9 protein-coding genes are annotated in these 11,590 nt (G+C 30.1%); 3 read left to right on the top strand and 6 right to left on the bottom strand.

The annotated features are described in order from the left end of the window. Nucleotides 1-137 precede the first annotated feature (137 nt). Nucleotides 138-410, bottom strand: coding sequence for an EMC6-like membrane protein (locus VW161_RS07985; protein WP_304088151.1), 273 nt, complete (start codon nt 408-410; stop codon nt 138-140). A gap of 277 nt (nt 411-687) precedes the next feature. On the opposite strand from VW161_RS07985, the gene rqcH reads away from it, so the two are divergent. Continuing rightward, entirely contained in the window at nt 688-2,700 is a 2,013-nt protein-coding gene (gene rqcH, locus VW161_RS07980) for a ribosome rescue protein RqcH (protein WP_304134973.1), read from the top strand. Nucleotides 2,701-2,854: 154 nt separating this feature from the next. On the opposite strand, the gene VW161_RS07975 is transcribed toward rqcH, so the two are convergent. Together VW161_RS07975 and VW161_RS07970 are read right to left on the bottom strand one after the other, a co-directional pair. Further along, nucleotides 2,855-3,571, bottom strand: coding sequence for a metal-dependent hydrolase (locus VW161_RS07975; RefSeq protein ID WP_304094162.1), 717 nt, complete (start codon nt 3,569-3,571; stop codon nt 2,855-2,857). 49 nt (nt 3,572-3,620) lie between these two features. Beyond that, nucleotides 3,621-5,411 (bottom strand): hypothetical protein, encoded by a 1,791-nt coding sequence (locus tag VW161_RS07970; RefSeq protein ID WP_304094165.1) that lies wholly within the window; start codon nt 5,409-5,411, stop codon nt 3,621-3,623. A 532-nt stretch (nt 5,412-5,943) separates the two neighbouring features. On the opposite strand from VW161_RS07970, the gene VW161_RS07965 reads away from it, so the two are divergent. Then, entirely contained in the window at nt 5,944-6,129 is a 186-nt protein-coding gene (locus VW161_RS07965) for a class III signal peptide-containing protein (RefSeq protein WP_304088170.1), read from the top strand. Nucleotides 6,130-6,166: 37 nt separating this feature from the next. Next, nucleotides 6,167-6,361 carry a class III signal peptide-containing protein gene (locus tag VW161_RS07960; RefSeq protein WP_304163660.1) on the top strand — a complete coding sequence of 65 codons (195 nt, stop codon included), beginning with the start codon at nt 6,167-6,169 and terminating at the stop codon, nt 6,359-6,361. 270 nt (nt 6,362-6,631) lie between these two features. Here the strand turns inward: VW161_RS07960 and fwdF are convergent, their stop codons facing one another. From fwdF to VW161_RS07945, 3 genes are all read right to left on the bottom strand, one after another. Further along, entirely contained in the window at nt 6,632-7,600 is a 969-nt protein-coding gene (gene fwdF, locus VW161_RS07955; protein ID WP_325192896.1) for a tungsten-dependent formylmethanofuran dehydrogenase subunit FwdF, read from the bottom strand. A 369-nt stretch (nt 7,601-7,969) separates the two neighbouring features. Then, entirely contained in the window at nt 7,970-8,425 is a 456-nt protein-coding gene (locus VW161_RS07950) for a phosphopantetheine adenylyltransferase (RefSeq protein WP_439778455.1), read from the bottom strand. Nucleotides 8,426-8,744: 319 nt separating this feature from the next. Beyond that, nucleotides 8,745-11,114 carry a transglutaminase domain-containing protein gene (locus tag VW161_RS07945; protein ID WP_304105054.1) on the bottom strand — a complete coding sequence of 790 codons (2,370 nt, stop codon included), beginning with the start codon at nt 11,112-11,114 and terminating at the stop codon, nt 8,745-8,747. Nucleotides 11,115-11,590: the final 476 nt, after the last annotated feature.

The following is an 11,590-nucleotide window of genomic DNA, read 5'->3' as shown; positions in this document are numbered from 1 at the left end:
TTTTAAAAATTGAATTTGAATAAATAAAAAATTTAAGAATAGTGAGAAATAGTAAAGAAAATTCTAAAAAATAGTAAAAAATAGTAAAATAGCAAAATAAAAGAATAGTAAAAAAAATAAAAAAAGAAACTAATTATTTATAAATAATTAGTTAAGATAGTCCATAAAATGAACCAACAGAATCCGAATGGAAGGATTCCGTCCCATAACCAAGTTGAAAATCCTTTAACTTCTTCACCAAACATCTTTTCACAGAATTGGCCTATGAAATAAAGAATTACTAAACCTACTATAAATGCAAATACATGATTTTTGAATCCTAACATTCCAGTTGTAAATGCAGTGGATATGAGAGCTGCAACTATTGCCGCAACAAGATGAATTGATACAGTTTTAACAGTGACATCCATTAATTTTTCCTCCAATAATAAAAATAAATATAAATAAATTTTGATTTTTTTATTTGATTTTTTATTTTAATTAAATAAAAGTTTTTTAAAGTTTTAAATATAATTAAATCATATAAAAACTATAACTATAATTATATAAGTTGATATAATATATAAAATATTGCATAAACATTATAGATAATCATTAAAAATCTAATAAAAAAAAAATCTTTTTAATGTGTTTAAAAACAAATTTTAAAAATAATTCAATCATTAATAATTATTCAAGTGATAAAATATGAAATCAATGACAAATGTTGACATTTACACAATATGTCAGGAATTAAATGATTTGTTGGTTGGGGCAAGAGTGGATAAGTCATTCCAGCCTACTAAGGATACTGTGGTCATGAGATTCCATAAGGCAGGGACAGGAAGATTGGATCTTGTAATACAAGCTGGAAAAAGAATACATTTAAGCCAATATCCTTTAACAAACCCTCAAAACCCCCCAAGTTTTCCAATGCTTCTTAGAAAAATAGTGAAGGGAGCAAATGTAGTTAGCGTAGAGCAGCATAATTTTGATAGGGTTGTTGAAATCAAGATGAAAAAGGAAGAGACCTACACTCTTATTGTTGAGCTATTCTCTCAAGGAAACATCATACTCTTAAATGAATCCAATGAAATCATTTTGCCTCTTAAGAGAAAGCATTGGAGCGATAGGGACATAAGCTCCAAAAAGGAATATGTATTCCCTATCGAAAATGGAATAAATCCAACCACATTGACTATCGATGAATTCAAGGAAATTGTAAGTGGTGGGGAAGATGAAGAGATTGTAAGGGTTCTTGCAACAAATGGTCTTGGTAGCCTATATGCTGAAGAGATCATGGCAAATACTGTAATAAGCAAGAAAGCATCATGTTCATCCTTAAGTGCTGAGGAGATGAATATCATCTTCAACGCATTGAAATCAGTTTTTGAACCTTTGGAGAAAAGGCAGTTCACTCCAATGATTGTAAACAACCGAAAGGAAATAGAGAAACTGGAATTGGAGAATCCTGACAAGAAATACAAATCCAAGGAAGATGTCATTTCAATCAAATTAAGCCAATATGAAGGATTTGAAGAGGAAAGCTTTGAAAGCTTCAATGAAGCCTGTGATGAATTCTATTCTTCCAAAGTGAAAAATGAAATTACAGGAATTCAGGAAGCGGCATGGAACAAAAAGGTTTCCAAATTTTCAAAAAGGCTTGAAAAGCAGGAAGAGACATTGCATAACTTTGAAAAAACAATTGAAGATTCCCAAATGAAAGGAGAACTTCTCTTTACAAATTACGTTCAAGTTGAAAACATATTAAATGTAATCAAAGGTGCAAGGGAAAAGGACTATGGATGGAAAGAAATAGGAAAGACATTGAAGGATGCTAAAAAGTCTGGAATGGCTGATGCGCAGATATTCGAATCCATGGATCCTTTAGGAAACATCACATTAAGAATAGATAATGTAAGCATAGCCCTTGACTCCAAGAAATCCATACCTGATAATGCTGAAGTCTACTATGAAAAGGCAAAGAAAGCTAAGCGAAAGATCAAGGGTGCATTAATCGCTATTGAAAACACCAAAAGACAGCTTGCGGATATGGAAGCCAAAAAGGAAAAGGCCATGGCAAATATCATGGTTCCACAGAAGAGAGTCAAGAAGAATCTCAAGTGGTATGAGAAATTGAGATGGTTTGTATCAAGTGATGGAATTTTAGTTGTTTGCGGTAGAGATGCAGGTACCAATGAAGCGGTTGTGAAGAAATATTTAGAACAAAATGATATTTATTTGCATGCGGATATACATGGTGCTCCATCAGTTGTAGCAAAAGTTCAATCCGATTCATTAAATGACAATTTGCTTAAAGAATTAGGTGAGTTCTCAGCTTCCTTTTCAAGTGCTTGGTCGAAAAACTTCACATCTCAAGACGTCTATTGGGTGGAACCGGACCAAGTTTCAAAAACCCCAGTTTCAGGAGAGTTTGTGCCAAAAGGTGCATTTATCATTCGTGGCCATAGAAACTATATTAGGGGAGCGAAACTTGAAATATCAATAGGCATTGTTGAATATGATGGTGAAAAGCGCATTATGGCTGGACCAACCGATGCAATGAAACATCATACCAATAAATTTGTAACAATAAAGCCAGGCTTTACCAAAAAGGAAAAAATAGCTAAGGAAATATTATCCAGAATCAACGAGGATAACCTATTGAGTCTAGATGATGTTGTGAGAGTATTGCCTAGTGGAAAATGTGATTTCGTTTAAATCCATTTTCATACTTTTTTAATAAAATAGAAAATTAACTAAAAATGCTAAAAATAAAAAAATAGTTAAAGATAGTTAAAAATAGAAAAAATATTAAGAAATAATTAAAATATTAAAAAATTATTAAAAATATTCAAACTTTTTAAAGTTTGAATTATTCTTCTTTTTCAAAATCAGGTTTGTAATATTCCAATGGATTCATGACTACAACATCAACCTTTGGATGAAGTTGATTTACAAAATTGGAAAATACTGCAGGGTCCTGTTCAATTACAGGGAAAGTGTTGTAATGCATTGGAATAACAACTTTTGGAGCTAACCACATTGCTGCAAGCGCTCCTTCAAATGGACCCATGGTAAACTTATCTCCAATTGGAACCATTGCAATATCCGGCTTATAGATTTTTCCTATGACATTTTCCATATCAGAGAACAATCCAGTATCTCCTGCATGGAATACCTTTGTACCGTCTTCAAAAGTGAATAGGAAACTTCCAGGGCCACCAGCAGGACGAATCTCTTCAGTGAAATCAATAGAAGAAGAGTGTTTTGCATCTAACATAGTGATTTTGATTCCTTGAATAAAAACAGAACCTCCAGTGTTCATGCTGACACAGTCAAATCCTTGTTCACCTAAGAATAAGGAGATCTCATGGTTTGCAACAAGAGTTGCATTTGTATTGTTAGCTATTTCCATTGCATCTCCAAAATGGTCAGAGTGACCATGAGTTATGCATATGATATTTGCTTCCAATTCCTCAACAGGAAGAGGGCAAGCAGGATTATTGCTAATAAATGGATCAACCAATATCTTTACTCCTTCATCACTGATCAATTCAAATGCAGAATGACCTAACCATCTAATTTCCATAATTTCACCTTTTCAATATCATTAGTTTATAAAAGTAAAAAAAATCAATTTAATTATTGTTTTCAACAAGTGCACCAATATCCAAGCCATTAGCCAATTTCCAAGAGGATTCGAATAATTCCTTGATGTTTTCCACTGATTCCACATCATCATAAACTGCACCATATTCAAAATCATCCTCATCTATGCTGTTGGATATCAATAATGCATGAGATGTATCTCCAATTAAGTTAAATGATTCTACAGAATCTAAAGTCTTGATTTCAACTCCTTTCTTAATGAGGGAACTTAATAAGAGAACATATGAAATATCCTCCAAATCAAATTCCTCAATAATCACTCTTGATTTGATTTTTGTAAGGCTTGAGAGGAATCTGTCACCCATATCCTTAATTGTTGGAGCTTCCAATAAGATCTCTTCTTTAGAATGACTTGCAACCTCTTCAAAAGCTTCCTGTGAAGTTAAGATTCCTTTTTCACAAATGACATAACTATTCAATAATTTTGGAATAGGAATTGATTCCGGATTATTAGGGTCAATTGTAATTGTCTCATCAGAGGTACCTGCAATTTCAGAAACAGGCACAACTGGAAGTTCCTCTGCCACAGTTGGTGTGTGGACTTTTGGAACAGGTCTAGGAATTTCCCCAATCTCAACTTTAGGTTTTGAATCATCAATCTTGGAAGATTTCTTATGAGGTCTGGATAAATTAGTATTAGCCTCTTCCTTAGAAGCTATTGGATTTGTAGAAGCAATGGATGTTGGTCTTGGCAAGTTTTCAACATCAATAGCTGAATCAGGAGTAATATATCCTAAATCATCAGCAACTTTAACATCAGATTGGGAATCCTCTTCAATTGGTTCTTCCACGTAATCCTCATAGACGATGCCATGTTCCTCTCTATAACCCTCATCCGCATAGATAGGGGTTATGAAATCTTCTTCGAGGGATTCATCATAAATCACATTATTGTAAAGAGTATTTCCAGATTGAGACAAATTATAAACCGGTTCTTCTTGTGGCTCTAAATCAATCTCATCAATAGGCATTATGATTTCTTCATCAATGGTTTTAGGCATTAGGCTGTAACTTTCATCAGATACATCGTTGTCATAAACTGTTTCCGCTTCACCAACACTTGCCAAGGCCTTTGAAATCTCAAGAGACCTTTTAGGAGCATCAGCAAGATTGATTGTTTCTTTGGATTTCCTTTTTGGCCTGCGGGTAACTCTCATAGGCTTTTCATAATTAGGTGTGAAGTAAACAGTATCAGGATTGGATTCCTCTTGATCTTCTAAATAACCATAACTTCTCTTTTTAGGATTGCTAGACTTTCTAATAGATGGGAGTTTAAATTTAGGCTTTTCTTCATTTACTGGTTTAGTCTTGAGAACCTGTTTGGATTGATCCAGTGGTTCGCTGAATCTTGTCTTGGTTTCTGTTTGTTGACTTGTATTTAAGTACTCATCAAGAGTCATTGAAGATGAATCATCCCGAGGTTTTAAAATTGATTTGGATCTTGAATTGGAATTGGAACTGCCATCCAATTTGGAATTAACTAAATCCTCAACCTCTTTAGCACTTTCCATTACACGTGAAAAAGTGTCATTTTTAGACCTTTGATTCAATTTATTGCGCCTTGAATTCCTATTCAAGCCTCTTGAGTCTATAATTCTTAAGATAAATGCTGGAAGTAATTTGTATAAACCGAAAATGGTGATTAAAACACCTATGATTAGAATTAAATCTATTAGACGATAAACGATACTTCCATAAACAAGAACTAAACCAATGACTGTTAATAAAATACCAGTAAATATATCTAACGAATCTGCCAATTAACCCACCTAAAAATATAAGTATAATCAATTAAATGGTTAAATTAAGATTTTAATAAAAAATTAACCATTATTAATATTTATATATAATATTAATCATTTATATAATTTTGTTTTTAATGAATGAAAAAAGGCTTAAAAATTAGTAAAAAAACTAAATTATAATATAAAATTGATTAAAATAAAAAATCTGTGATTAATTCCTATTCTCAAATAAATAAAAACAAAATTAAATAAAATTTAAGAGAATAGGCAATTTATATGAATATTGTAAAATTCAAAAATGATTATAATATTTTAAAATGAATAAAAAAGATAATATGAATGTTAAATTTATATTAAAAAGTAAATCATATTTTATTTTTAATATTAATCTCAAATTGTTTCCCAAATTAGAAAAAAAGACAATACTTAAATAATAAGTCATTGAAATTATTTAACAAAATGAGGTGAAAACATGACTTTTGAAAAATATAAAAATGAAAATGGCATACACTTAAGTGAAAGTATAAAATATAATATTAAATCAAGTATCAAAGCTATTTCCAAGGACAATTCAGGCCAAGGAGCTGCAGAATATATCCTATTATTTGGAGGAGTAATTGTAATAGCTTTAGCAGGGCTTTTGATTTATAGATCTTACTTCAGTAACAATGCAAGTGGATTGAATGCTACACAGGATATAAGTTCCATTAGAAACAATGTAAGCATGTATTAAATTGAATAAACATTCATATGTCTTAAATGGTAAAATAATGAAAGCGCTAGAACATCTTAAATTGGACAACAGAGGCCAAACAAGCGTTGAAGTAATTTTATTATTAGGTTCGATTTTAATGATTTCAATCATTTGCGGAACTTACATCTATAAAATCAACTTGGAAATCAATGATCTATTCAATCAAACGCTTTCTAAAGGAAGACTTTTTTTATTTAATAAGTTAAATTAAAATAAAATATCCTGGTAAAAATCCTAAAAATAATTTATAAATACATAATATAAAAAGTCTTGAAATAAGCAAGATAAGTAAAACAAAAAAATTTATAAAATTAATAAATAGTAAAAAAAATAAAAAATAAAAAATAATAAATCTTTCTAACTAAATAGAAAACCCCCGCAAACTAATTGTCAAATGGAGATTTTATTATTTTGTAAATATGAGAATATGATAGATTGAAAAAAGGAATTTAATTGAATAAAATTAAATGATTTATTCAATCTAATCAAGTAATCTTTCTAAAGTTGCTTTCCAAGAAGCTGAGGAAACATTGGTTAATTTCATGTCAGTTCTTTTTACAACAATTCTTTCTTGAGGACATACTTTAGTACATGCACCACATAAAACACAGTATTCATCATTGAATTTAGCAACATTGTCTTCAAGAACAATTGCATTACATGCACAAAGGTCTACACAGGATCCACAACCTACACAGTCTTCTCCTGTAGTGGTTATTTCACCTTCAAATGGTTTAGTGACTTCTGCTGCATCTACAGGACAGATTTCCTTACACCATCCACAGTTGATACAATCGGATCCAATGAATATGGCACCAGTGATTGCAGGCTTTTCAATTTCTTCACTATGCATACAGGTAACACATACGTTTTTGATTGCTTCTTGAGGACATACTCTCTTACATACTCCACAGTAGACACACTTATCCTCATCCACTTCAATGGAACAAGCATCAGGAGTATTTACAACAGTGATTGCATCTGCAGGACATAATTCAGCACAAGCACTACAATAGATACATTCCCCATCGTTTATTGAAATTTCACCTTTTAACAAGTCATTTCTATCCGGCAATTCCCTTTTGAACAATATTGCATCTTGAGGACATGCTACAGTACATCTTCCACAGAATTCACATGATTCATCATCAATTGCAGATTCATGAGTCCATGTTGGATAAGCAGCCAAGTCTTTAGAACTTGAACCATCAATTTCAAAGTCCAATGCTCCAAATGGGCAAGCAGATGCACATAAACCACAAATAACACAAGTTTCTTCATCTATTGCAAGCTTGTTTCCTTCTACCTGACCTCTTGCAATACCTAAAACATCCCCTAAAGCTAAGGAGCTGGTCGGACAAGAGTCAGCACATATTCCACATGCTAAACATACATTATTATCATAAGATAATTTTCTTGTTTCGCTTCCATCTCTTTGAATAAAAATCATAACAATCCCACACTTAAGTAATTATCTAATTGTTATATAATATAAAGTATAATAAATAATTTTAATATATTTAATACTATATTTATCGACATGAATATATAAACATAACGATTTAATTTTAAGGTCTGCTTAAAAATTTTTGAAAATTTCATGAATTTTTGAAAAATAATTAATTTAAAAAGGTTAAATAAATAAAAAAAGACAAATAATAGGTTAAATTAAAAATAAATGATAAAATATCTCTTAAAAAAAAGTTATAAAAAATATATAAAAATAAGGCACTTAACCGCTAAAAGTAATAAAAAGTAATAAAACTAATAAAAACTAATAAAAACTAATAAAAACTAATAACATAAAAAAATGGAATCTTTAAATTAATTCCCCTTTTTGATTGATTTTTCCTTGACGTATACGAGTGGAAGAAATAGGTATTCCATCATCGGCCAAGACAAAGCTTACAACAACAATATCAAGAGGTTTCATGCCTTTACTGACTCGAATCTCATTGATTTTTACAGCATTAGGTTCAGTTTCCTCACTTACAACAATAGCATCATAATTTTCATCATGAATTGTTGGCCCATAAGGATCATCCAAACGAGAAATATGGAAATTCTTATACTTTGTACCTAAAAAATCATTTAAATTAGCCATACGAACATCACAGGAGTCAACATCCCCCTCCTTATTGCATGCAAAAACATTGGAAGTCACTCCTATTTCAACATTTTCACCAATTTCAAAAGCCTTGGCAATCAAGCTTCTATGGCCATAATGAAATTTGTCAAATGTTCCCCCAACAGCTACTCGTTTATACTTTGCCATAATAATCAACAAATATTTGTTAAAAACAGTTTTTATAAAAAAATCAATTAATCTACAATTTAAATTTAAATTTAAAGTTATATAAACTTAATGAAAAAAGTTAAAAATAGCTAGAAAAACTTAAATTGAAAAATATTTAAAATTAATAAAAATAAATAAAAATAGAATTAAAATAAATTAAAAATAATAAAAATAGAATTAAAATAAATTAAAAATAATTAAAATAAATAATTTAATTAAAAAATATTTAAAAAAATAAAATTATAGAATAAAACTTTAAAAGAATTATTCTATCTCTCCAATCAAATAATCAATAAATCTAGAATGGTATAAGCGCATAGTTCTTAGGTATGCTGTAAGACTTGGTATTCCAATTCTTAATGTTGCCTAATTCATTTCTGCGGCTTGTTGCATCAGCAGTATACCAAGTTTGTGATATTGGATCGTAAACTTGAGCCCATACGTGACCAGTATTTAATCCGCTAGCGAATTTACAGTTCTTTGCATGGGAATATCTTGCATAAATACCTACAGATCTGCACATTGCTACAATCAAGTTAGCTTTATCACAACAGTTACCGCTTTTGGAACTTAAAGTACCTTTTGCTCCTTTTAAGGAATTTGTATAGAAACTATATTTAATATCATCCCTTACAAATTCAAAGATAGCGTTTGCTTTAGCCTTAGGACTGGATAACCCTGCGGTTAATTCTTTAGCTTTCTTTTTAATAGCATCATTTAGTGCAGATTTACCTCCTGTTTTCAAGTATTTTGCAAATTCATCTGAATCAAATATCTGCCTATAGTTCAAAATTTTACCATTTTGACTAATGGAAATAGAATATCCTCCTCTAACATAACTGGTTTTGACTGTTACATAATAAGGCAATCTATTATTATTACCATAATAATTTAAAGCAGCAGTAAACGCATAAATGTAAAGGTTTGCTTCCATTTTACCTAAATTAGTTAGCTTGTAATTAGGAATACGTTTATTATCATTAACAAAGCTTGTAACATTCTTTGCTAACTTAAGGTATTCAGCTTTATATAATTTACCACTAATCTTGCTTCCAGAGGAATTGTAATTATTTGATAAATCCTTAATTTTAACATTTGCTTTTGAACCGCTATTTATGTTGGTTATAGCACCAGCCATAAGATATGCAAATTCATCCATAGTATACTTTCTGCCATCGATATTTACACTGTATTGCTTATTTAGAATATTGATGTATTCTACACGGACCTTTAAATCCTTAGCTGCAGTAATGATTTTTGATATGCTGATAGATGGTTCAACCACTTTAACATTTGTAGAAAGCTTGGATGAATCATAATATTTGTTTCCAGCATAGCTCACTTCAATAGGATAAGTTCCTAATTTGTAGTTCATTACCAAACTAACTTGCCCTTTTGAATTGGTAGTTTTGGTAAAGGTCTTGCCGTTAAGGGTAATGGTCACTTTCTTATTTGACAATGCATTTCCAGCAGAGTTCTTTAAAGTGATATAATAATTAAATCCTTTTCCAACAGAATCATCAGAACCTTTTATTTTAGTAGATCCCTTTTCAACAGTCAGATTAGCACTTGTAGAAGATTTAACGAACATATCATTTCCTGAGAAACTGATTTTCATTTTTAAAGTACCGAGATACTTTACAGGAACAATTGCCTTTCCATTTGAATTAGTTTTCAAGGTGTATGTTACATTCTTATTAGTTACCTTAACAATGAGTTTCTTGTTCTTTACAGGATCCCCATTGGATTTTTTAAGGTTTACAACAAAATCTTCACCATACTCCAAAGAAGTGGATGAATAGGATAATGCTGTTTTACACTTAATAGGTTTTACATATGCTTTTGTTGAGGATTTATATAAATTATCATTACCTGCATAACTAATGATAACAGAAAAACTCTTTTTAGTGGTTACAAAAAGTTTAGCTTGACCTTTGGAATTGGTAGCTATCCTATAAATCTTATTACCAAATATAGGAATTCTGAACTTAATCTTTTTACCACTTATAGCCTTTCCGCTTTTCTTGTTCACTAAAGTGACAATCAACGGAGTTGATCTCGGAACAGTGGTATTCTTAACTTTTAAACTGGTCCCACTTTTTAAAACCTTAATGTATTTTGTGATTTTAAAAGCGCTAAAGGATTTGTCTCCTTTAAATTGGACAATAGTTTTAAAAGTTCCAATCTTGTAATAATTAATCTTTACCTGTCCTTTTGAGTTGGTGGTCATAGTAAAAACTCTTTTTTTACTAGGTACGCTAATTTGAACTTTTTTACCACTTAATACTTTACCATTCTTATCTTTTAATGTAATAACTATAGGAGTTCCAGAGTAAATTTTAGTCTTAGACACAGTTATGCTGGTTGCAGTCTTTACAGTTGAAGATGAGGAATTTGAATCTTCAAATATAGCCTCATGACTATTGTCCTCTTCCCCCTCAGTTAAAGTGGAACTAGCATCATTGGAAGCGTCAGAAGCACTTGCACCTAAACTGGAAGTAGCTTCATTAGATAATTGATCAGTATAAGAATTTCCAATTGACTCTTCAGATTCAGAATCGATAGAATCACTAAGAATATTAGAGTTATCTGGATTATTCGACATATCTAAGGCATCACTTGCAGATACTCCACTTATTGCAATGAAGAATAAGCAGAATATTGCCAAAAGCAATGCTCTTTTCTCTAACGAAATTTTTTCACCTCAATACACTAAAAAAATACAAATTTAAAAGTTTTAAAAAAATAACTCTTAAAATCAAATATCTTTAAAATTATTTTTTATTTTACTAATGCAATAAAAAATATGAGCTCCTCAATAAAAATCTAAAAAAATCTCATATTTTAGAAATTCCTAAAATATAAAAATCTTATTAAAAATCTTTATTAAATGAAATAAAAACTCATAGTATTTATTGAAAATTTATTCAATTAAATACTAAATATAAAGATAATTAAACTAATTTTAGATAATATTTTTTTAATGTTATGTATAATTAAGGTATAATACCTTATAAATCTTTCCCATAAAAATTTTAAAAAATAAGAAATATATGTCCTTTAAACTAACTGAATATAATTATATTTAGTTATTTTTATTTTTAAAGATAAAAAAATGAGTTAAAACAATTATTAAAATTAATT

This window comes from Methanobrevibacter ruminantium (genome assembly GCF_016294135.1).
GTDB lineage: Archaea > Methanobacteriota > Methanobacteria > Methanobacteriales > Methanobacteriaceae > Methanobrevibacter > Methanobrevibacter ruminantium_A.
Note: the sequence above shows the minus strand (reverse complement) of the source record. Positions and strands in the feature narration are given on the sequence as shown.